The 22,434-nt window shown below is 35.5% G+C and carries 18 protein-coding genes and 2 pseudogenes; 7 read left to right on the top strand and 13 right to left on the bottom strand.

Translation table 11 applies throughout. From position 1 onward, the window contains the following. Nucleotides 1–77 precede the first annotated feature (77 nt). The 4 genes from AC1DKZ_RS29045 to AC1DKZ_RS29030 all read right to left on the bottom strand — a co-directional run bounded on the left by AC1DKZ_RS29045 (nt 78) and on the right by AC1DKZ_RS29030 (nt 2,892). Complete coding sequence (locus AC1DKZ_RS29045; RefSeq protein WP_476997602.1) at nt 78–1,127, bottom strand: M42 family metallopeptidase; 1,050 nt, start codon at nt 1,125–1,127, stop codon at nt 78–80. Between the two features lie 249 nt (nt 1,128–1,376). Beyond that, complete coding sequence (locus tag AC1DKZ_RS29040; protein ID WP_431181413.1) at nt 1,377–1,703, bottom strand: nucleoside triphosphate pyrophosphohydrolase; 327 nt, start codon at nt 1,701–1,703, stop codon at nt 1,377–1,379. 17 nt (nt 1,704–1,720) lie between these two features. Next, complete coding sequence (locus AC1DKZ_RS29035) at nt 1,721–2,041, bottom strand: hypothetical protein (protein ID WP_431181412.1); 321 nt, start codon at nt 2,039–2,041, stop codon at nt 1,721–1,723. Nucleotides 2,042–2,103: 62 nt separating this feature from the next. Next, nucleotides 2,104–2,892: an enoyl-CoA hydratase gene (locus AC1DKZ_RS29030; RefSeq protein WP_431181411.1), complete on the bottom strand. Its 789-nt coding sequence runs from the start codon at nt 2,890–2,892 to the stop codon at nt 2,104–2,106. Between the two features lie 329 nt (nt 2,893–3,221). Between AC1DKZ_RS29030 and AC1DKZ_RS29025 the strand changes: the two genes are divergently transcribed. Continuing rightward, the gene (locus tag AC1DKZ_RS29025; protein WP_476997601.1) at nt 3,222–4,616 is read left to right on the top strand and encodes an O-antigen ligase family protein; all 1,395 of its coding nucleotides are present in this window, start codon (nt 3,222–3,224) and stop codon (nt 4,614–4,616) included. 88 nt (nt 4,617–4,704) lie between these two features. Here the strand turns inward: AC1DKZ_RS29025 and AC1DKZ_RS29020 are convergent, their stop codons facing one another. Both AC1DKZ_RS29020 and AC1DKZ_RS29015 read right to left on the bottom strand, forming a co-directional pair. Beyond that, nucleotides 4,705–5,736, bottom strand: coding sequence for a hypothetical protein (locus AC1DKZ_RS29020; RefSeq protein ID WP_476997600.1), 1,032 nt, complete (start codon nt 5,734–5,736; stop codon nt 4,705–4,707). A gap of 9 nt (nt 5,737–5,745) precedes the next feature. Further along, complete coding sequence (locus AC1DKZ_RS29015) at nt 5,746–7,203, bottom strand: MBOAT family O-acyltransferase (protein ID WP_060752223.1); 1,458 nt, start codon at nt 7,201–7,203, stop codon at nt 5,746–5,748. Between the two features lie 226 nt (nt 7,204–7,429). Between AC1DKZ_RS29015 and AC1DKZ_RS29010 the strand changes: the two genes are divergently transcribed. Beyond that, nucleotides 7,430–8,845, top strand: coding sequence for an MBOAT family O-acyltransferase (locus AC1DKZ_RS29010; RefSeq protein ID WP_476997599.1), 1,416 nt, complete (start codon nt 7,430–7,432; stop codon nt 8,843–8,845). Nucleotides 8,846–9,024: 179 nt separating this feature from the next. After that, the gene (patB1, locus tag AC1DKZ_RS29005; RefSeq protein ID WP_476997598.1) at nt 9,025–10,215 is read left to right on the top strand and encodes a secondary cell wall polysaccharide O-acetyltransferase PatB1; all 1,191 of its coding nucleotides are present in this window, start codon (nt 9,025–9,027) and stop codon (nt 10,213–10,215) included. Between the two features lie 229 nt (nt 10,216–10,444). Here the strand turns inward: patB1 and csaB are convergent, their stop codons facing one another. Further along, nucleotides 10,445–11,548, bottom strand: a complete 1,104-nt coding sequence (gene csaB / locus AC1DKZ_RS29000; protein WP_476997597.1) for a polysaccharide pyruvyl transferase CsaB — start codon at nt 11,546–11,548, stop codon at nt 10,445–10,447. A 165-nt stretch (nt 11,549–11,713) separates the two neighbouring features. Further along, on the bottom strand, nt 11,714–13,234 hold the full coding sequence (locus AC1DKZ_RS28995) for a putative polysaccharide biosynthesis protein (RefSeq protein WP_476997596.1): 1,521 nt from the start codon (nt 13,232–13,234) through the stop codon (nt 11,714–11,716). A 274-nt stretch (nt 13,235–13,508) separates the two neighbouring features. Here AC1DKZ_RS28995 and AC1DKZ_RS28990 point away from each other — a divergent pair. Beyond that, a pseudogene (locus AC1DKZ_RS28990) lies at nt 13,509–13,736 on the top strand (hypothetical protein); the annotation flags it as partial. Nucleotides 13,737–13,824: 88 nt separating this feature from the next. Here the strand turns inward: AC1DKZ_RS28990 and AC1DKZ_RS28985 are convergent. Beyond that, on the bottom strand, nt 13,825–15,303 hold the full coding sequence (locus AC1DKZ_RS28985) for a SulP family inorganic anion transporter (RefSeq protein WP_078178431.1): 1,479 nt from the start codon (nt 15,301–15,303) through the stop codon (nt 13,825–13,827). A 233-nt stretch (nt 15,304–15,536) separates the two neighbouring features. Here AC1DKZ_RS28985 and AC1DKZ_RS28980 point away from each other — a divergent pair, with 233 nt between their 5' ends. Continuing rightward, a complete protein-coding gene (locus AC1DKZ_RS28980; protein ID WP_002010927.1) occupies nt 15,537–16,007 on the top strand; it encodes a hypothetical protein in 471 nt (156 codons plus the stop codon). Nucleotides 16,008–16,146: 139 nt separating this feature from the next. Here AC1DKZ_RS28980 and AC1DKZ_RS28975 read toward each other — a convergent pair whose 3' ends face one another. Continuing rightward, nucleotides 16,147–16,995, bottom strand: a complete 849-nt coding sequence (locus tag AC1DKZ_RS28975) for a MerR family transcriptional regulator (RefSeq protein ID WP_476997595.1) — start codon at nt 16,993–16,995, stop codon at nt 16,147–16,149. Nucleotides 16,996–17,074: 79 nt separating this feature from the next. Here AC1DKZ_RS28975 and AC1DKZ_RS28970 point away from each other — a divergent pair, with 79 nt between their 5' ends. Both AC1DKZ_RS28970 and AC1DKZ_RS28965 read left to right on the top strand, forming a co-directional pair. Next, on the top strand, nt 17,075–17,707 hold the full coding sequence (locus AC1DKZ_RS28970; RefSeq protein WP_242311136.1) for a GNAT family N-acetyltransferase: 633 nt from the start codon (nt 17,075–17,077) through the stop codon (nt 17,705–17,707). A 199-nt stretch (nt 17,708–17,906) separates the two neighbouring features. After that, nucleotides 17,907–18,496 (top strand): annotated as a pseudogene (locus tag AC1DKZ_RS28965) (DedA family protein). 157 nt (nt 18,497–18,653) lie between these two features. Here AC1DKZ_RS28965 and AC1DKZ_RS28960 read toward each other — a convergent pair. The 3 genes from AC1DKZ_RS28960 to AC1DKZ_RS28950 form a co-directional block, all read right to left on the bottom strand. After that, nucleotides 18,654–20,210 carry a fatty acid--CoA ligase gene (locus tag AC1DKZ_RS28960; protein ID WP_476997594.1) on the bottom strand — a complete coding sequence of 519 codons (1,557 nt, stop codon included), beginning with the start codon at nt 20,208–20,210 and terminating at the stop codon, nt 18,654–18,656. Between the two features lie 248 nt (nt 20,211–20,458). Next, nucleotides 20,459–21,949 carry a coproporphyrinogen III oxidase gene (locus tag AC1DKZ_RS28955; protein WP_476997593.1) on the bottom strand — a complete coding sequence of 497 codons (1,491 nt, stop codon included), beginning with the start codon at nt 21,947–21,949 and terminating at the stop codon, nt 20,459–20,461. Between the two features lie 141 nt (nt 21,950–22,090). Next, on the bottom strand, nt 22,091–22,434 hold a 344-nt coding region (locus tag AC1DKZ_RS28950; RefSeq protein ID WP_476997592.1), incomplete at its 5' end, for an LPXTG cell wall anchor domain-containing protein.

Raw genomic sequence — 22,434 nt, 5'->3', positions numbered from 1 at the left:
ATTGTACAATAAAATACAATTAAAGTATTTTTTATGCACAAAAAAGTGGCTGATTCATAGAATCAACCACCCTCTCACTATTCTACTATCATTTCTGATAACACATATGCATAAACAAGTGCTTCTGTATGTGCAATCGAGCTTTCATGCGTACGCTCAAATGCGTGAGAAGAATCAATACCAGCTCCAATTAATGCATGTTTCACATCAAATCCAGCGTGAATCGCAGCTGATGCGTCTGATCCGTAGTAGGGATAAATATCCACTTTATATTCAATAGCATTCGCTTTCGCCAATTCAACTAAATGCTTACGTAAAGCGTAATGGTATGGACCGCTAGAGTCTTTCGCACAAATGGATACTGTATATTCATCAGATGTTTGTCCATCACCTAACGCTCCCATATCAACTGCTAAATATTCTACCGTTTCTTCTGGAATATTTGAGTTTCCACCGTATCCAATTTCTTCATTATTAGAAATTAAGAAATGTGTTGTATATGGCAATGTTATCTTTTCATCTTGCAATCTTTTAATTAATTTTAATAGAATTGCTACACTTACTTTATCGTCTAAATGACGTGATTTTATGTATCCACTCTCTGTAATTTGAACGCGTGGATCAAATGAAACGAAGTCTCCTACTTCAATTCCTAACTCACGTACTGCATCTGCTGAAAAGACACGCTCATCAATACGCACTTCAATATTTTTCTCATCGCGCTTCGCTTCCCCTGCATCTTTGTACACATGGACAGAAGTTTGATGCATTAAAATTGTGCCTGTATATTTCTTACCGCTTGACGTTTCAATTTCGCAATATTCTCCTTCTACAGAGTTCCAGCGAAATCCACCAATCATAGATAGACGAAGACGACCGTCAGGCTTAATTTCTTTCACCATTGCCCCTAACGTATCAACGTGTGCAGTTAATAAACGATGCTGCTCATCATTCTTTCCTTTAACCGTTAAAATAAGAGCACCTTTATTATTACGCTTCGTCTCTACATTCCACTCACTTACATAGTTTTCAATAAAACTAATAATTTTCGCCGTGTTTCCAGATGGACTTGGAATAGAGACAAGCTCCTTAATAAGTTCCATCGTTTCTTTCGTATGATGTGCCATTGTCGTTTCCTCCTCATTTTCTCTACTATTTAGTATAGCGAAATTACGATAAAACCTCTACTCATATAGTTTAATTTTCTAAATTATAATAAAATTCACTTTATCCTAATCTCAATGACAAAAAAGCACCGCATTATCTCCATTAACACTGTGCTTTTTCTATAAAGTGAAACTTTAATCAGCCCGACTCCTTCGCATTCGCCGAATTTTGAGTTGGGGGTCTTACTGCCCGCAAATAGCGGGATAAAACTACTCTTCCGAAACGTCCATCAAATAAATCCCTCTTGTAAATCCGCCGCGCTCTTCTTCTTTCTGCTTACGAATAAGCTCTATATCTTCCATTGTTGCACCTTCTGCACGCGCTAATGAAATAATAATTTCAAGTGCATCTGCAAGTGAATCTAGCGCATGTTCACGCTCTTTCATCGAAGCAAATTCACGAATTTCTTCTGTACCAATTTTCGCTAACGCTTGTATGTAAGCTTGTCCTGTTAATTTTTGTGCTGTATATGTTTTTCCAGACATCAAAATTTTCTCCGGGACACGATCTCTTACTAACCTGTTATAAGTTGCCATCACTTACCCTCCTATTTTTAATAACACCCTAGCTCTGCTTTATAAAAGAACCACTCTTTTTTCACACAAGCACTTAACATATCAATTCCTGATCCGTGCGCCTTTACTACCGGAAAGAAGTAATGCTCTGGTTCTTCTTTCTTATCGCCGTATAAGGTTTGATACTCATCAGGAATCGCCTCTTTTTTCACATCCCGTTCTTTCTTCACTTCACCAGAGAAAGCAACAGTTGGATGTCCCTCAAAGAATAATGCAGTCCGTACCGCAAGAGATCGTGTACTATGCAAAGCATAATATATAAGTAAAATAATAACGATAACACCAATAATTTTCTTCATTTATTACTCCTAAAAAAAGTGCTAACACAATTATACTAAAATGTGTTAGCACTTTCTTCACTTTATTCCCCTTTAAATGCTGGTAAACGTTTTTCTAGAAAAGCAGCAATACCTTCTTTATGGTCCGCTGTTTGTCTCATCGCATATTGACCACGCTTTTCGAGCTGAAGCGTTTGTTCTAAATTAGAACGATTTACTTCACATAAAATTTGTTTCGTTTGAATCATTGCCTTGATTGGTTTTTGTAACCATTCATTAATTTTTTGCTTCACAGCCGTTTGGAAATCCTCACCGATTACTTCGTCAATTAAACCGATATCTAGCGCTTCTGTCGCTGATAATTTCTTCCCTTCCCAAATGATTTTCTTCGTCATATTTTCACCGACGCGCTTTTGAAGGAAGAAATGGCCACCACCATCTGGAATTAAAGCGATTCCAATAAAGTTCATCGCAATAACTGATGATATATCTGCCATGACATAATCAGCTGTTAATGCGATACTTAATCCAAGTCCAGCAGTCGGCCCATGAATTGCACTAATAACAAGCTTCGGCATCGTATATAACGTCACAACGATTTCAGAAATTGTATTCATGATGCCTTCAAACTTACTTTCATCATTACTTGAAAGCATTGATTTAATATCTCCACCCGCAGAAAAACCACGGCCACTTCCACACAACACAACAACGTGAACAGAACTTTCCACCACTTCTTTCAACTTTTGTAATAACTCTTTTAACGTTGGTTCATCTAATGCATTTAAAACCTCTGGACGATTAACCATAACCGTTGCTACGCGCCCTTCATATTTCACAACAACAGATTCTGTTTTACTTGTTACTTCCATTATATATACCCCTCTTTTCAACATAAAGATTATACTTATATAATTATAGAAAGTATGTTAAAAATCCTTCTTTTTTCTTAATTTTCTGTCTAATATCCTCATAATTTGTATATATCTCCGTATAAAACATACAATTTCGTTAAAAAATATAGAAATTAAAGTCGGTTTATCCATGCTTTTCATCTATTTACCATTACAATGAAATGGTGTATTCTTAAGTTTGATTCAAAAAAACAAATATTGAAATTCATTCGCCTTATTATGTAAATAAGGCTTTTATCCCCATCTCTTGGGTATTGAACTAAAGGAATGAAGAAATGGAGGAATATATGGTTAATAAGTTGAAACAAACGGATAACTACTTCCCGCATTTCCTATTGCTATTCATTGTGTTTCAACCAATTTTAGATTTATTAACGTCTTTTTCAATCTATGTATTACACATGAGCGCAACAGTTGGAATCGTAGTCCGTTTCGCCTTTATGCTTCTTGCATTAGGTTATCTACTTCTTCATAGAAAACAACATGGGGCGAAAAAGTACATTCTCTATTTATGCCTACTCGGGATCGTACTAGCAATTGGTCTTGTAAATAATATGATGATTAAATCTCCAGTTTCATTTGGCGAAGAAGTGAAATTTATTTTAAAGAGCATATATCCAATTGTGCTACTGTTTGGATATATTATCGCCTTTAAAGAGTTAAAAAATAAAGAATATGCATTTCATAAAATCATTACATATTTCTTATATACAACTTTAATTTTAAGCATCACACTGATTGTTGCGATGCAAACTAGTACAGATTTCCCAAGCTACCCTCACTCAAAGATTGGTTCAAGAGGTTGGTTCTTTGCTGGGAATGATTTAAGTTCTATTTTTGCAATTATGTTCCCAATCGTAGTGTTATATTCGATTCATAAAACAACTTCTTTCTCGAAAATCTATTACTGGATTCCAACAATACTCGCGATGTATGCAAGTATTATGGTCGGAACTAAAGTAGGATATGGTGCAATTGTTCTAACGCTTGGTATGGCACTTTTATTCTCATTCATTGAATATATGGTTCATCGCAAAAAAGAAGGAAAAGGATTCACATATCTCGTAAATACAGTTGTTGCCGCTATTATACTAGGAGGTTTAATTGCCCTTACACCGCATACTCCTATCGCAAAAAATATGGGCATCCACATGCAAATATACGAATACAAAAAATCAGTACAAGAAGAAAAGGATAGAAAAGAAGGAAAAATAATTAAAGAAGATCCTGACGCAGAGAAAAAACATGCAAAAGGTGAACTAACAGACTCTGAGGTCAAAAGTTTAATTTACAGTGATCGCGATAAGTTTTTAAAAGTATACAAACAATACTATAAAGACGCACCACTATCACAAAAATTATTCGGAATGGGCTATGCTGGTAACTATACGGTTAAAATTAAATTAATCGAAATGGACTTCCATGACATATTCTTTGCATTTGGAATCATCGGTTCTCTTATTTACTTCATACCATTCCTTTACTTCGGTATTAAATTATTACTCAGCATCATAACAAACTTTAAGAAAATATTAACTGTGAAATATATGCTACTAGCTAGTGCCGTTATACTATCACTTGGAATTGCCTTTATGTCCGGTCACGTACTAACAGCGCCGGCCGTTAGTATTTTCTTCGTTGTTATACTCGCTTACTTAATTGTTGATTTAGAGGTAGAATAAAATGAAGCAGCCATCAGATCTCGGTGGCTGCTTCATTTTGGTATACAGTCTACTCGGCAAAGAATAGACCACATTTATGATCTATTTTTTATTGAAAAGACGCCTGAATCCCCTCCAACACCTCATCAATATTATCCTTCGTAATAACAATACCGAAGTCTTTCGGGACGTTGCTATCTTCCTCATTTACAACTTTATGCGCAATCAACTTTCCAACCTCCGGTCTGAAATGATGCCCATCCATATAGTTATCTAAATTCGTTGTAACGGAATTAAGATACATGAAATGGTGCACTTCTCCAAATGCATCTACAGCGTCATGAAGCCATTTTTTATAATCTTCCCATCGCCCTGATTGAATCATCGTACGGAACAGAGGCTCTGAAACAGGCGTTGTAAAAATATAAAACTTCGTGTTCGGATTATGAGCCTTTACTGTTCCTAATATTTCTTTCATATTTTGATACTCATAATTCCCGCCGTAAATCTCTTTACTAAACTTATCTACTTGCGCCGCTATTTGCGCATCACGTTCTTCTTTCGTATAATCGCGCATCGATTTTATATTCTCTCGATTGTACCGGTCAAGATTCGTACTATGATGGGTGGAATTTACAATTGTATTCTTTGAATAAGTAATCCCGTCCATACTTATATACGATTTAATCGGATACAATAAACTTTGCGCCTGCTTAATATACGCTTCTGGTTTATCAAAACCAATTTCCCTATTTTTGTTCGTTCCAAGGAAATCTAAACCAAGTACAATAGACTCGAGTCCACTACCTTTTTGTTCTTTTGCATATTCAATATATGCATCATACTCACGCGGATCTGTACTGCTTACCGCATAATTAAATGCGTTTAACCCGGTGAAGTCATTCTCGTTAATAAAAGTCGTTCTACTACTTCCAAGTATAACTCCATCATATGTAAACGGACGGTACGTTATATAATTTGTTTTCTGTTGTCTCTCGTTAAACCCGTACTGAACATCATTCCACTTATTTTTATGCGGGAATAACCAAAGTGAATCTATATAGCTATTAAATATCCCGACACCTGCCAGAGGAACAAAAACACATACAAAAACGAAAATAAGCCAATGTTTGTTTTTCATATTCTCCACCTAGAAATTAAAGTATAAAAACTCACTAATACTCGTTAAATGTAACACGCTATATACGAGCAATACTGCAGTAAATAAAGCAGTCCATACATTCGGACGGAATGAATCCTTTAACTGAATTGAATTTTTTAAGAAGAAACTAATACATAACGCTCCGAAAATATACGCTACCATTTTTGGATCTAATAAAGAGACATGGTACCCTTCACTAAATGAAACACCGTACTCTTTTAAAAATTGCAGCTTCTCTATTATAAATGCCGGGAATACGCTATTTGCTAATTCGATTCCATTTAGTCCGAACATTCCTTTTAACACTTTCACCGCATCATGCATAGATGTTGCCCTAAAGAATACCCACGTTATATTAATGAAGAAAAACGTAACGAACCAACCAGCAAAGGCTGGCATGCGCCCTCCTGCTTTACTCCATAAGCGATGAATAACAGAAGCCAAGCCGTGCAAGAATCCCCAAAAAACAAATGTCCAACCAGCTCCGTGCCAAAGTCCACTTATTAAAAATACAATCATAATATTTACGTATGTACGCGTAATTCCTTTTCGATTTCCTCCTAGAGAAATGTATACGTACTTCGTTAAAAACTGGCTAAGCGTCATATGCCAACGATGCCAAAAATCTTGTATATTCACTGCTTTATACGGTGAATTAAAATTTTGAGGTAATTTAATATTAAACATTAAAGCGATTCCAATTGCCATATCACTATATCCACTAAAATCAAAATACAATTGGAACGTAAACGCTAACGACGAAAGCCATGCTTCGACAAATGTTAATGATTGCTGCACATCAAACCCTTCATGTACAAGGGGTGATAATACATCTGCAATACCTACCTTTTTGAAAATACCAACTGCAAATACAAATATACCAAGAACAATATACTTCGATTGCCAGCGCTTTTTGCTACTATCCGCAAACTGCGGCATAATTTGTGCATGATGTACAATCGGCCCTGCAATAAGCTGCGGGAAAAACGTTACAAACAATGCGTAATCAAGAAAATGACATGCCTTCGTTTCCCCGCGATACGTATCTACTAAAAATGCAATCTTTTGAAACGTATAGAAACTAATCGCGAGCGGTAACGTTAATGATAATAATGTAAAATGAGTTCCAATTAATGCATTAACATTTTGCAAGAAAAAATCATAATACTTGAAATAACTAAGCATTCCTATATTAAATATTAACCCTACCGTTAAAAGAAGTTTACTCTTATGTTTTACGAGCCTCATTCCGATAAAGTAGTTCACAATGAGCGACACTAACATAAGCGGTAAATATTTCACATTCCAATAACTATAGAAAAATAAAGAGGCCGCAACGAGCCAAGCTTTCGCTAATGTAGCATGTCCAAATTTATTTAATAGAAAATATAAAAGAAATGCTATCGGTAAAAATAAAAAAATAAACTCAAATGAGTTAAATAACACACCATCTCTTCCCTTCTAAACAAATCACAACTTATTCATCTTATCTTATCCAAATAGTGAGTGTCAAAAGGATTCCGCTCCCCTTTTCTTCTATTATATAGGATAATCATTTCAATCGAATTATTAACATGATAAAATATTAAAGGCACTTTTATTTAAAAGAATATATAATAAAAATGTCGGTTTTTTGCACGAAATGTATTTTGAAAAAAGTGAGGAGAGTCCTTTGGTATTTAGTAGTTCTGTTTTCTTATTTATCTTTTTACCTCTCGTATTATTTTTCTATTTTATAGTGCGTGCCGAGCTACGTAATTTCGTATTACTTGCATTTAGTTTAATTTTCTATGCATGGGGAGAACCACGATTCGTCCTCTTAATGCTCTTTTCTATTCTTTTAAACTACTGCTTCGGCCTACTCGTGCATCATTATGATAAACGAAAAAATATGAAAGTCACATTTTTAATTATGGCTGTGGTCGGAAATATTTTATTACTTTCTTATTTTAAATATATTTCCTTTTTCACAGATATTTTGAATCAAACTTTACATTTATCTATTCATGTGGAACCTATTCCACTACCAATTGGAATTTCATTCTATACGTTCCAAGCGATGTCATACGTCATCGATATATACCGTAAAGATGGCGCAGTTCAAAAGAATCCACTTAACTTAGCACTATATATATCAATTTTCCCGCAGCTTATTGCCGGACCAATCGTTCGTTACAATATCGTTGCTGATCAAATTAAAACGCGCATCCATTCTTTTGAACGATTTACAGAAGGTCTCCAAATTTTCATTCTAGGACTAGCGAAAAAAATGTTAATCGCCAATCAAGTTGGATTTGTCGCAGATAAAATCTTTGCCTTACCACCGTCTGAAATGAGCGCTGGAACGGCCTGGATTGGTATTATCGCCTATACACTTCAAATCTATTTCGATTTCTCAGGATACTCTGATATGGCAATTGGACTTGGAAAAATGTTCGGATTTGATTTCCCGAAAAACTTCAATTATCCGTACATCTCAAAATCCATTTCAGAATTTTGGAGAAGATGGCACATTACACTAGGCTCTTGGTTCCGCGACTATATATACATTCCGCTCGGCGGAAATCGTGTTTCCAAACTAGCAAACTACCGTAACCTCTTCATCGTATGGGGATTAACCGGTTTATGGCACGGAGCAAGTTGGACATTTATCGCCTGGGGATTATATTACGGCCTTATCATCTCGATTGAAAAAGCTGGATTTGAGAAAATATTAAATAAGCTATGGAAGCCGCTGCAACATGCATATGTACTAATCATCATTATGATCGGTTGGGTCTTCTTCCGAGCTGATAACTTCGCCTACTCGTTCCAATATTTAAAAGCGATGTTTGGCATAGGGGGACAATCTTTCATCGACGACAACACAATGCTATATATACATGAATACATTATCGTATTTATCATTGCCTTTATCGCAGCGACACCAATTTTAAAACGTATTAAAAACATATTAGAACTTGCGCCAAAAACGTATACGTTCGGGATGCAAGTTGTACGTCCTATATTATTACTAACATTATTTACGGTTTCGATTATGTATTTAATCAATTCGACGTATAATCCATTTATTTACTTCAGGTTTTAACTTATCCCGCTATTTTCTGGACAGTAAGACCCCCACCTCAAAATTCAGCGAAAGCAAAGAAGTTAGGTTGGGATCGGGCTGCCCGTAAAAGCCCGATTGGTTAAGGCTGATAATCAGTGGGGGATGAACAAAACCCCCACTGATTAAAGTTTCACTTTATGTAGGAAGGAAAAGTTATTATGAAAAAATTGGGGAACATCGTCCTATTTATCGGTTTTCTCACCATTATCTTTTCATTTGGCATATTATCGCTTCTCAAAACTGACCGAGCAGTTTCGCCCGTTGAAAATCGTCCGCTCGCTCAAAAACCAGCTCTTACAAAAGAAGCTGCCTTAAATGGTAGTTTCTTTAAAGACTTTGAGACATATACAAACGATCAATTAATCGGCAGAGATGATCTCATAAAAAACTATACACTTACCCAAATTAAAATGGGCAAGTCTCTCATTAACGATATTATTCTAACTGATGATAAATGGCTTCTAAAAAACCCAGCTTGGACTACAAAATATAATGAAATCGATCAATCAATGCCAGCTGTAAACGACTTATCTCAGTTTTTAAAAGAACAAAATGTTGAGTTTTACTTTGCTTTACCACCGTCCAAAACGAATGCATTATCATTTAAATTACCTTCTCATATTCATACATATGCACAGGAAAATTTAAATTATTTTCTAAATAAACTTCCAGCGGACGTAAAGCCAATTAAACTCATGGAGCATTTCAAGAAAAACTATACAAATGAAGAAATACAAAGCATGTACTTCAAAACAGACCATCACTGGAATATGGATGGTGCCTTCTTAGGCTATCAATATATAATGAACACAATCGCGCAACAATCTTCTATATATAAAGGAAAAGAAATAAAAACAGAAGATTACACTCGTACGTGCGCTCCAAATAAACATCTAGTCGGAAGCTTTAACAACCAGCTATACCAACTAATCGATGCGACTGGAGAAAAACTATGCTACTACACACCGAAAGACGGTTTCAACTTTACGAACGTAGCTGCAAAAGATGTAAATGGCACAGTATATCGCACATTAGATGAACTATATGGCGTAGAAAAACAAAAAGACACAACATCATACGCAGGCTATTACACAAATGACTATCCAGAAATCGTTATCGAAAACAACAATGCACCAAATGATGTACGAGCTTTAGTCCTAAAAGACTCATTCGCAAACGCAATCGTGCCTCACTTAGCACAAAGCTTCAAACACACATCTATCCTCGACCTTCGTCACTATCACGAAAAGGATGTATATCAATACATTAAAGACAACAACATTAACATGGTATTGTTTGTGTATAGTGATTCGAATTTGAGTGGTGATATGTTTAAGTTTAAACAATAAAAGAAGCCTCTTGTAAATTTACAAGAGGCTTCTTTATATTATTTCCGCTATTTTCCGGCAGTAACAACTTAAACCATTATAGATTACGACATTGTTATTATTTCACTTGTACCTTCTCTTTTTTAATCACTACCTTCAAATACAAAAAGGAGAAAGAGATAGGAAATTTCCCTCTATCTCTTTTTATTTAATGACAACGTACTAAATAAAAAGAGGATGTCCTCTAAAACTAAGATTCCATTCCTCTTTTTATAGACTCTTTTGCATGTAAGTCATTAATAATATATTTGGACGCTATGGAAATTTGCTCTCGCAATTCCTCTACTCTTTGTCCTAACGTTTCCTGTACATATTCTGTCTGCTCTAATTGTTTAATCGCCATACTGTGTAATGTTTCTGTCGTCCAGCCTCCATCCACATTCCCAATAATCGGCTGATTTACTTGTTGTAAAAACGAATCGATCTTTGGATCATATGAAATTCCAACCATAGGCGTGTTTGCAACTGCCGATAATATAAGAGCATGCAGTCTCATTCCTATTAAAAGAGAGCATTCTGTTAAAATAGAGATTTTCTCATGAATATCCATTTTATAAGGGAGCATGTGCGCTTCTTCTCCCATCAAATTAATGATATCCCTTGATGCATTTTGATCAAATGGTCCATGCATCGGTACAAATAAAATATGGTATCCCTCTTGCTTAAGCTTTTTCAGCGTATCTGCTAACTTCTTCATATAATCTTCTTTTGCATCCCAGTACCTTACACTAACCGCAACGACTTTTCCTTGCAGCGCATGTTTTTGAAGCCAATCGGATTTCTTTTCTTCTGGCTGACAAGCTAATACTGGATCTGGAACAAGTTCGATGTCTTTCTTAATACCAATTTCTTTTAAGTACAAAAAAGAGTCTTCATCACGTACTGATATATATTCAGCCTTTGATACATGCCATTTCACTAATAAACGATTTTGCTTCTTCGTAATAGGTCCGATTCCTTGGGCGTAAATATAATACGGCTTTTTCAAAAAACGAGCAAGCCGCATAATACCTGTATAATATAGAATACTCTTAATACTCGTCTTATCTTGTAAGAGACTTCCGCCCCCGCTAATTAAACCATTACTTCTCTTTATTTCTCGGTAAATCGCTCTTATATCCCAGCGGTTTACTGCTTCTACACCGTACATTTTCCTTGTATAGTTGGGGTCATTTGAAAGTACAACAAGCTCAAGAGTAGGATCCTCTTCATGTAGCGCTTTAATAATTGATTGCAAAATTGCTTCGTCCCCAACATTATAAAAACCATAATATCCTGATAAAACTAACCGCACTCTTAATCTCCTCCAACATTTCGCAATCAACTCTTTTTGTAATTAAACAAATTGTTATCCATTCCTTTCCGAGAAAGGCTTGATAACTTCAAATTGATTTCTTTCACAAACATCTAACAAGTCATACCTATTTATAATATTGTTCATTTTCTATAATAAACGATTTTATTTACGTAAAAATGGAATTTGTTCTTTCGATATCCAGTTTAGTTTAAGTGCACATATGCCATATAACACTGAAGCTATACTTAGCGCTACAGCACTATATATCATTGCTAAAATCCTGGAATCTGTCACATTGATTAATATGGACACAAAGTATAATACTATACCTAAAATACTAGATACTCCAATCACAGCCAAAAATTTCCCTATAGCTATTGAATAGGAAAGATCTTTTCTAATATAAATATGATTTGCGATACAAATCATTATATAAATAATTAGAGTACTATACGCTGCTCCATTTATACCGAATTGGTTTACTAGCGCTATATTTAATATAATTTTCACGAAACTTGCACCGATGACAATCCATGCTGCTCGCATCGAACGATTAATCCCTTGCAAGATTCCTATTGATAATACCATAAGTGATGTGAAATACGAGCTACCAATTAAAATAGCTAACATGCCACTTCCTTTTGTATCTGTAAATAATGCAACATTAAGCGGTACTGCAAGCGCCATAAGCCATATCGTTATCGGCATTGTTAAAACGTGCGCAAATTCATTTGTACGTTTTACCGTCAGTTTAGCTAAAGCTATATCTTTTTTTGTTAAAGCAGCTGTTAATAATGGAATTAGCGGAAATACTATCGCACTTGCAAATACAACAATTAATTGCGTAAATGCAAAACCACGGCTATATATACCAAATTGTTCCTGAATGGTTGTAGAAGATTCATGTAATACATGTGGAATTGTTACAGAATCAACTAAATTTAAAACAGGCATCGATAACGCTCCAATTGCAATTGGAATTGAAACGCGGAGTATGTTTTTTGCGTTTGTCTTAAAATCTTGTAATGAATATGTTTCGCTCTTATAGCGATACGTGCTTTTTACATATTTCATTCGCAAATATATGAGTGACGTAATAACACCAAAACAAGAACCGATCATCGCTCCGCCTGTTATGATATCACTACCTTTATTCCAATATACAAATATATAAGCAATTGTTAGCATAAAGAATACGCGAATCAACTGTTCAATTACTTGCGATACACCAGTAGGTATCATATCTCCAAACCCTTGGAAATATCCACGGTACACTGCCATATATGGTGCAATTAATAAAGCAAACGAAGTAACAATTAATGCTAGCCTCGTCTCTTGCCCACCAAGCATATTTGCAATGCTACTCGATCCAATGATAATAATTAAAAATCCGAGCACCCCAAATATAACACCGATAATAGATGCTGACGTAAACAATTTAGCTATTCCGTCACGATCATTCTTTTCATGAAGATCAGCTATTAACTGGGATATTGCTAGCGGAACCCCCGCTACTGATAAAGTTAAGGCTATCATATATACAGGAAAAACGAGACGAAAAATCCCAAGCACTTCATCTCCCGCTATATTTTGCAATGGAATTTGAAAAAAACTCCCCACCACTTTCGATAGGAACGTTGTAATGGTCAAAATTGCAGCGCCTTTTACAAACTTTTTATTCATCTTCTATCTCTTTTCTTTCAAATATGATCTAAATAAATATCAAGTCAGTATTCTTGCTTAATCTAGAGAAACTTCACTCTATTTCATTTAGTTATCATACCAAATTTCTTATATATTGAATACTCTCGTTCCAAATATAATATGTACAAAATAAGATTATTTCCCTCCTGTTTTCCCTTTAATTTACTACTTTTACTTATTCAAGATAAACCTGTAATATAATGTAGCTCTTGTCAGTAAGAGGAGGGTTTACAACATGCTAAATTTAGTAAAAAATTCTCGAATTTCCCTTTCTTTAGAAAACGAGATACTAAAGCGCTTTGCATACGAAGAAGTTGAGAAAGTCGAAAAATCAGACGAAATAGGGCTTATTCAACCATCTTAAGTTTATGATTTCGTTAACCGTACACAATTAATTTGTGAAGGTAGCCATTTCTCAACGCGTGAATATAATTTGAAGTTAGATGGTGTAATTGATGCTCAACGGATTTACAACATCCAGATATAAGAGTTTCTCACATAAACAACACATATCCAAATAAAAAGAGCCCTCACATTTTACAATACAGTTCATGTGAAGGTTCCTATTCCTATATTGTCTCAGCTTTCAAAAACTGTAGTTTCTCTTTTTGCTCATCATTCGCCATCATTACTATCGTCTTTTCAACATGCGGATGTACATGTTCAAGTGTCACACTCGCTCCTGCTTTATCCGATTGCTCAACAAAGTTTAATAACGCCATAGCTCCTGATACATCCATATAATGTACATCTTTCATACGCAAACTAACTGGTGACTTCACATCTTGTAAAGAAGCAAAAATACGATCTACTGATAGAAATGAAAGTGGTCCCTGAATCGTATACGTCGCTTCTTTTTCTTTTATAATAGAAGCTTTACGTTCTTTACACTTCACCATGTATATAATGAAGGAAAGAATAATACCAAACGCAACAGCAACCATTAAATCGAATTTCACTGTCACAACCATCGTCACGAACATAACAATCACATCACCTCTTGGTGCTACATGTGCTTTCTTCATGCTTTCCCAATCAAACATCCCAATGCCAGTTAAAATTAAAATACCTGATAATACAGCAAGCGGAATATATTGTACCACTGAACCGAGTCCCATAATGAAAATAAATAATATGACACTATGCATACAAGCCGACAGTGCCGTCTTCCCCCCGCTTCTTATATTGACGATAGATCTAACAGTTGCACCTGCTCCTGCTAATCCACCGAACAAACCACTCGCAATATTGCCAATACCTTGTCCGATTAACTCTTTATTACTTTTATGACGTGTCCCCGTCACATTATCCATTACGACAGACGTTAATAACGAGTCAATTGATCCTAGTAAAGCAATACTAAGTGCTGGTAATACAAGTGCTAACATGCCATTTGCGTCTAAATTCGGTACGTGAAGAGATGGCATCGCCTCTGGAATTGCACCTATCTTTTCAATCATCTTATTTAAAGACAGAGTTCCTACAACTGGTAAGTTTACCGTAATTCCTTGTAGCATAGAAGAAAATAACGGCAACGTTACTGTAACACCTACTAATGCTACTAAGCTTGATGGAATGGCCTTAATCCATTTTCCAGAAACAATCATTACAATGATCGTTAATAACACAAGCAGAAAGCTATTTTGTACGTGCTTCATTTCACCTAAAATAATAATCAGTGCAATCCCATTCATAAACCCTGAAACAACAGGATACGGAATGTAACGAACGTAAGAGCCGAGCTTACATACACCAAATAAAATTTGAAATAACCCCGCCATCATAAATGCAATAAAACTTGCTTCTAATCCGTGAGTTGCAATAACGCCTGTTGCAATTACTGTAATCGGCCCAGTAGGACCCGTTACTTGCCCCGGTGTACCGCCAAATAACGCCGCAAACAAACCTGCAAAAATTGCACCATACAATCCGACCAGTGCTCCCTCAGACGTTCCCGTTGCAGCAATACCAAATGCAATCGCTAGCGGCAAGGCAACAATCGCAACAGTAAACCCTGCTAAACATTCCTTTGCTATTTTTTGAAACATATAAATAACCACCTTCTTATAAAGTCCATGTTCCATTGTACATCTAAAACAAATCATTCGTTAGCGTATTTATAAAAAACTCTTTACAGTCTCGTGAAGTAAACGTCTACATTGATAAATAGCCTTCCCAAGTCAAACTAAAAAACAGCAATATGACGAATCTACCTTTGGAAACAAACTTGACTATGCTATAATGAACAAATTAAATCTTTTACTATATACTTGGAGGCACTATGCTAACTTTTGAAGAAAAATTATCAATTATTGAATCTTTCCCGGAATTAGAAAGAAAGAACGTATCATTAAAACGCGTAAACTTTCACTTTGAAGAAAGTCGTTTAGATAAAAAGAACGTTGTATACCATTTACACCCAAATGGAAACGGATTTGTATATGCAAACTTCATTAAAGGTTATAGAACAGATGATAAAGGCATGATTAACATCCGCGAGTTTTCAGAAGAAGAACTGCGTTCATTAATTGAAAAAGTAATTGAACGTCTATCACAGGAGCAAGAGGAAATTGTAGCACCAATGGAACCTGCTGCCGAAGAGGAATGGCGTAACGAAGACGGTCATATCCTAACTCTTATTCAAGAGGATGACATGTGGAATGTTTACGCTGGCGTAAACTTAGACGGTACATTCAACTCTTATCCAGAAGCTGCGGAATACCTTGATGAAGAAGGATTTTCACGTAAATAATACGATCCAATGAGGCCGTCCCAATTTTTTGGGATGGTCTCTCTTATTAATAAGTAGGCTATCGTTATCTTATTTTGCAGTTAAGTCGATGTATTTAGGGTTAGGCTTTAGGGATCGTCCCATCCCTAAATTTATGGCATCAAAACTTCTTATTCTCACTATCCCCTATAAAAATCTGAATTTGACAACTATACGTATCCGCATTAAAAATATCACTAACTAACTCCACTTCAATAAAACTCTCTACTTCTATATTATTTTCTTTTATGTATTTAATTATGGTATTTCGACGTTCTTCCTCATTTTCTTTACTATACGCTAATGTTATATGTTTCCCGCCCCGTAATACTTTTATATTTTGCATCTCTTCCATATGTACATCATCTCGTACTTTATTAAAAACATACTTCGGTTCTACATCCCAATTTCCATTTACATTGTAGAGAATTCCCATCTCCATTGCCATTTTCTCTTCATAATCTTGCACGATTTTCTCTAAATCGGAATAATACAGTAATTCCTGTAAACTCCCTACTTCTTTACAAGGCGCCACAATGACATAACGCTGTTCAAAGAACTGAATACACACTTCATCACTTTTTAATATTTCCTGTGAACTCCCTACTTTCTCATTTAATCCATCAATCGTTTCAATTACCTCTTTCATTTTCTTTATATGCTCTTCCGCTTCTTCTCTCTTCAATTGTAAAAATTGCAGCAATTTATCCGTATTACATTCCTTAAAAATCTCTTGCAGTTCTACTATACTGGTGTTCAACTCTCTACAGCTTTTTATAATATCAATGTGAATGAATTGATCTATAGAATAATATCTATATCCTGTTGATTCATCAATATGTTTTGGAATAAGAATCCCCATCTTATGATAGTACCTTAACGCCTTTATCGTTATATCCTTTATTTTTGCAACTTCTCCAATAGAAAATAATGTTTTCACCTGAATCTCTTCCTTTTTATTTTTTCGCATGCAACTATTGACTCTTCCCTTAGAGGAGACCTTACTATTTATAATAAGTCATTTACATTAATAAAGGGAGTATACAATTATGAACACAGTAAAATATAGAAATCTTGTCAAAGAAGACTATGAGCCTATAAAACATTTAATTGGTGAGGCATTTGGATTTAATGAATTCATTACAGATAAAAAATTTTTAAATTCAATATTAAACTTCTACCTACACAGTTGCATTTTAGGAAGCTCCTTTAGTAAGGTAGCTGAAAAAGATAATAAAATTATCGGTGTCATTTTAGGCGATTCCGAAAAAGATAAAAACCGTTTAAAGAGATTCCATAATAATGTTAGCTTTGCCTTTAACACGCTGAAACTATTCATGACGAATAAAGAGAATAGAGAGTTTTTAAAAGCATTTATAAAAGTTCAAAAAACATATAAAGAACTAATTCAAGGAAAAGAAGATCATTTTCAAGGCTGTATACAATTATTCATCGTATCCGAGGAATCTAGAGGTCTTGGAGTTGGGAAATCTTTATTAAATCACTTATTCCAATACATGACAAAAGAAGAAGTGACATCTTTATATTTATATACAGATAATGAATGCAACTATGAATTTTATGACAGACAAAACTTCCAACGTATACAAGAAAAAGCAGTTAATTTTGGACCAAAAGAAGAAGATTTCAACGTATTTTTGTACCGCTATAACTTTAACTAATAGTAACATTTACACTTCAATGCTCTTTGCTAATTAGCAAAGAGCTATATTAAGTATGATATCACTCGCGAGTGGTTGTCAAAAAATCATACTAGCTTAAATCCTCCAGCCAAACTCTTCTACTACTATTGTTTCAGTTCGATTAGCGTGAAAAAGAGGAAGATGTGTAACAACTTCAATTTAAAAAGGAGCGCACAACATGGAATGGATTCACGAATTATTTCAGCAATATGGGTATTATGTAGTACTTATTGGATTACTTTTAGAATATATTGCTCTTCCGTTTCCAGGAGAGCCAACATTAGCCTATGCAGGATTTTTATCACATCAAGGTGATTTAAGTTTACCAATTTTAATTATTTTATCCTTTATTGGGACAAGTGTAGGTATGACATTCCAATACTTTTTAGGAAATAAACTTGGCATGCCTTTCATTCAGAAATACGGGAAATATGTATTTTTAACAGAACGAAAATGTGGTTTGATAAATACGGATATTTTCTAATCTTTATCGCCTTTTTCATTCCAGGCGTCCGCCACTTTACTGGATACTTTGCAGGAATTATCAACTTACCGTTTCGCCGCTTTGCGATGACAATTTATTCAGGTGCCCTATTTTGGGTATCCTTCTTCTTAATCGGTGGTTACTGGTTAGGGGAAAACTTAGAAGATATATTCATCGTACTTGAACAACACATTTGGAAAATTATCTTCGGTATTATTATCATTACGCTAATCACTCGATTTCGCAAAAAAATAAAACATGTGATTTTAAAAGGTATAAATTAAATCTTTCATCAACAAGCTTATATGCGTACAAGAATAATAAAAAGCGGGGACACATAGTCTCCACTTTTTATATACAGCCCGTTCTCAAACTAAAAACACAAGAGCTTGACACTATTTCCTTATTAAGAAAGATAATCTTATTTGTAAAGATAGCCCCCTATTTTTTCGCGCCTTTTAACGACTCTCTTAGCACAAATTTTTGTAATTTCCCGCTCGCATTACGAGGAAGTTCATCTACAAATAAGTAATGACGCGGACGTTTATAATCTGCTAATTCATCACTTTCTTTACAATACGTTTCTAAATCAGCTTCTGAAATATTTTCATCTTTCTTTACAACGACCGCAACGACACGCTCTCCCCATAATTCGTCTGGCTCACCAAGTACTGCAACATCTAATACACCAGGGTGACTATGAAGGAAATCTTCAATTTCACGTGGATAAATATTTACACCACCGCTAATTACCATATCATCAACGCGATCTGCAACGAATAAATAACCGTCTTTATCGAAGTAGCCTAAATCACCAGAATGATACCAGCCTTTATACATCGATTTTGCATTTGCTTCTTCTCGGTTATGGTAACCAGCCATCATAGTCGGGCCGCGTAAAATAATTTCCCCTACTTCATAAGGAGGCAATACATCATCTGGCTCTGCCGGTGCATCTTCGTTCGGTTTAACAATTCGAATTTCATGGCTAAAGCACGGCGTTCCAGCTGAACCAGCTTTCGTAATTTGATCCTCTTCCACGAGAAACGCAACAACTGGTCCCATTTCTGTCATTCCGTAAATTTGGACAAGATCAATATAAAGACGCTCTTTACATTCCTTCACTAACGCCGGAGCCATCGCAGCCCCGCCATATACACCAATCTTCATTGATGTTAAATCATACTTAGTTAAATCTTTTTGCAGTAACATATTCCACATCGTTGGTGCTGCAAAAAACGTCGTAATTTTCTCTTCTTGAATGGTATGTAATACTCTATCCGTATCAAAATGATGCAAAATAACATTCTTTCCGCCAACTTGAATGCGCGGTATGATTCCAGCATTTAACTCGCCGCAATGATATAAAGGCGCTACCACAAGTCCGGCGCTATCCCTGTTATATTTTATGAAATATGTACAAATCATACTATGCTCCGCCATATCACGATGGCGATGTAGTACGCCTTTCGGATGACCAGTCGTACCGCTCGTATAAAGCATAGAACAATAATCCATTTCATCTACTACAATATCTACTTTTTCAACTGATGCTTCATTTACTTTTTCATGGTAAGAACTCGCATAGGAAGGTGTATCGTCTTCTACATACCAAAAAGACGAATTTGGAAAATCTCGTTCAATCATAGCAACTGTTGATTCGACTGCTTTTTCAAAGATAACTACTTTCGAGGCTGCATCTTGGAGGATATACGATAATTCTTTTGCTTTTAAACGGAAATTAATCGGGTTAAAGATCGCCCCAATTTTGGCACAGGCTAAGTAAACGTTTACAAATTCACGACAGTTATATAAGTAAACAGATACAGAGCCTCCTTTTCTTACTCCTTCTTTCAATAGAGCTTGCGCCGTTTTATTTATTTGCTCATCCCACTGTTTATATGTCCAGCGAATATTTTTTTCTGGTTCTACTAACGCCTCTTTATTTGGATACTTACCAACTGCTAAATCAAAAATTCTCCCTATCGTCATGTACATGCCAACAATTTCCCCCTTTTCTCTTTCATAAATCTATCATTTCGTCTATAAGTAGACATTGTCCTCTAATAATATGACTAATTTTTCTGATTATTATCGACATAGTTTTACAAACAGTGCGGCATCTTGATAATTGAAATTATGTCGTCGATATTCAAAATATATCGAGTTACCAACAAAAATGGTGGGCAATAGCCCCTATATTAAAAAGAGGCCATCCCAAAATTGGGATAGCCTTCTTCTTTTTCTTACGCGAATAGCTCTTCTAAAATTTTCAGTTTATCTTCTGTATATTTCACAAAGCCATCGTTATATGATTTTGGATCTTTCGGATTCGCAAAGTGTGTAATTGCTCCTGTTTGTGGGTGAACAAATTTACTTGATGCCCCGCAACCAAGTCCGATAATCGATTGTACTTCTTCCATAATAACAATATTGTAGATACTTTCTTGCGTAGGCATTGCATACCCAACGTTTTCTAAGTTACCTAAAATATTTTTTTGACGATATAAATAGTATGGCACGTAATTGTGGTTCTTCGTCCACTCTTCCGCCTTATGCATCATCGCAGTTATTTCTTCGCGACCTGCTACTTTATATTTACGTTTGTTTTGCGTCATTTCAGAAGCACGTTTAAATGATAACGTATGAACTGTTAACGATTCTGGCATTAACTTTTCTGTTTCATCTAATGTATGCTTAAAGATGTCTAATCCTTCACCAGGAAGACCAATAATTAAGTCCATATTAATATTGTTCATTCCCATTTCACGTGCTAAATGATACTTCTCAATTGTTTCTTCTACAGTATGATGACGTCCAATCGCCTTTAGTGTTTCTTGATGGTATGACTGCGGATTAATACTAATACGGTCAATGTTCCATTTATTTAACACTTCTAGCTTCGCTGGTGTAATCGTATCTGGGCGACCTGCCTCAACTGTTACTTCACGTACATCTTTCACATCAGGGAACGCTTGGTACATTTCTTCATACAGCATATCCATCTCTTCTGCTGTAATACTCGTCGGCGTACCACCGCCGTAATAAATCGTCGTAACTTTAACGCCTTTTTCTTTCAAAAACTTACCAATTTCACGAACTTCATAATGTAAACCGCCTAAGAATGAATCAACAGATCCTTGACGTCCGTTAATTGCGTAAGCAGGGAACGTACAGTACGCACATTTTGTAGGACAAAACGGAATACCGATATAAATACTTACTTCTTCTTTCAAGCGGTATAAATCTGGAACCACCGCTAATTGGCAATCAACAATACGCTGAAGAAGTTCAATTTTCTCTTCATGAATTAAATAACTTTCACGAAGTTCTTGGTGCGCTTCTTCTTTTGACATACCATTTTGAAGCAGTTTGTGAAGAAGCTTCGTTGGGCGTACCCCAGTTAAAATTCCCCAGCTCTGTTCAAGTCCAGTTAGCTGTTGAAGCACAGAAAGATATACGTAAGAAACAACATGTTTCACTTGCTTCATACGTTCTTTTTCTTCTGTGAAAGCAGATAAATCTTTCGAGAATGTTTCTTCATATACATTTCCAGTCGCAACATCTGTTAAACGAGCCGATGCTGTCACATTACCTTCTATCTGTATATCAACGATCAGATTTGCTTCTTCTTTATCAAACCCTATCGTGCTCTCTTCAAAAAATAAACCGCCAATATTTTGTAGCGGACGTAAAAAACGATCGTCTTGTAACGTTTTAATTGAAATTAACAACATTATCACCTTTTCATTTGCAAACTCTCTTTAGTTTACTTGAAGGGCGTTTGCAGGTCAATACAGAAGCTTTTACCTTATTTCTTCTATTAATAACTTAAAGGCATAAGAGATAGCATTCCTCTTATGCCTTTTATACATCTATTAACTATTTTTAGTCATAAATCTTAAACGTATTCCTAATAACAGAAGAACAAAACCGACGAATGGAAGATAATTCATATCATGCCCTGTAGCTGGCAGTTGTTGATTATTAGAAGAACCCGTTCCTTTTTCTGGTAAATTAGGCTTTCCTGTTTCTTCACCTGGCTTTTCTGTTCCTTCGCCTGGCTTTTCTGTTCCTTCACCTGGTGTTTCCGTTCCTTCACCTGGTGTTTCCGTTCCTTCACCTGGTGTTTCCGTTCCTTCACCTGGTGTTTCCGTTCCTTCACCTGGTGTTTCCGTTCCTTCACCTGGTGTTTCCGTTCCTTCACCTGGTGTTTCCGTTC

Source organism: Bacillus sp. 05T21 (genome assembly GCF_056396785.1).
Note: the sequence above shows the minus strand (reverse complement) of the source record. Positions and strands in the feature narration are given on the sequence as shown.

What these genes read in the sequence shown, in the direction of transcription:
- AC1DKZ_RS28955 (WP_476997593.1), bottom strand. Translation starts at nt 21,949, where the DNA reads ATGTTGTTAATTTCAATTAAAACGTTACAAGACGATCGTTTTTTACGT.
- AC1DKZ_RS29020 (WP_476997600.1), bottom strand. Translation starts at nt 5,736, where the DNA reads ATGAAAAACAAACATTGGCTTATTTTCGTTTTTGTATGTGTTTTTGTT.
- AC1DKZ_RS28980 (WP_002010927.1), top strand. Translation starts at nt 15,537, where the DNA reads ATGCTAACTTTTGAAGAAAAATTATCAATTATTGAATCTTTCCCGGAA.
- AC1DKZ_RS28970 (WP_242311136.1), top strand. Translation starts at nt 17,075, where the DNA reads ATGAACACAGTAAAATATAGAAATCTTGTCAAAGAAGACTATGAGCCT.
- AC1DKZ_RS29045 (WP_476997602.1), bottom strand. Translation starts at nt 1,127, where the DNA reads ATGGCACATCATACGAAAGAAACGATGGAACTTATTAAGGAGCTTGTC.
- AC1DKZ_RS28975 (WP_476997595.1), bottom strand. Translation starts at nt 16,995, where the DNA reads ATGCGAAAAAATAAAAAGGAAGAGATTCAGGTGAAAACATTATTTTCT.
- AC1DKZ_RS29030 (WP_431181411.1), bottom strand. Translation starts at nt 2,892, where the DNA reads ATGGAAGTAACAAGTAAAACAGAATCTGTTGTTGTGAAATATGAAGGG.
- AC1DKZ_RS28985 (WP_078178431.1), bottom strand. Translation starts at nt 15,303, where the DNA reads ATGTTTCAAAAAATAGCAAAGGAATGTTTAGCAGGGTTTACTGTTGCG.
- patB1 (WP_476997598.1), top strand. Translation starts at nt 9,025, where the DNA reads ATGAAAAAATTGGGGAACATCGTCCTATTTATCGGTTTTCTCACCATT.
- AC1DKZ_RS29035 (WP_431181412.1), bottom strand. Translation starts at nt 2,041, where the DNA reads ATGAAGAAAATTATTGGTGTTATCGTTATTATTTTACTTATATATTAT.
- AC1DKZ_RS29040 (WP_431181413.1), bottom strand. Translation starts at nt 1,703, where the DNA reads ATGGCAACTTATAACAGGTTAGTAAGAGATCGTGTCCCGGAGAAAATT.
- AC1DKZ_RS29025 (WP_476997601.1), top strand. Translation starts at nt 3,222, where the DNA reads ATGGTTAATAAGTTGAAACAAACGGATAACTACTTCCCGCATTTCCTA.
- AC1DKZ_RS28995 (WP_476997596.1), bottom strand. Translation starts at nt 13,234, where the DNA reads ATGAATAAAAAGTTTGTAAAAGGCGCTGCAATTTTGACCATTACAACG.
- AC1DKZ_RS28960 (WP_476997594.1), bottom strand. Translation starts at nt 20,210, where the DNA reads ATGTACATGACGATAGGGAGAATTTTTGATTTAGCAGTTGGTAAGTAT.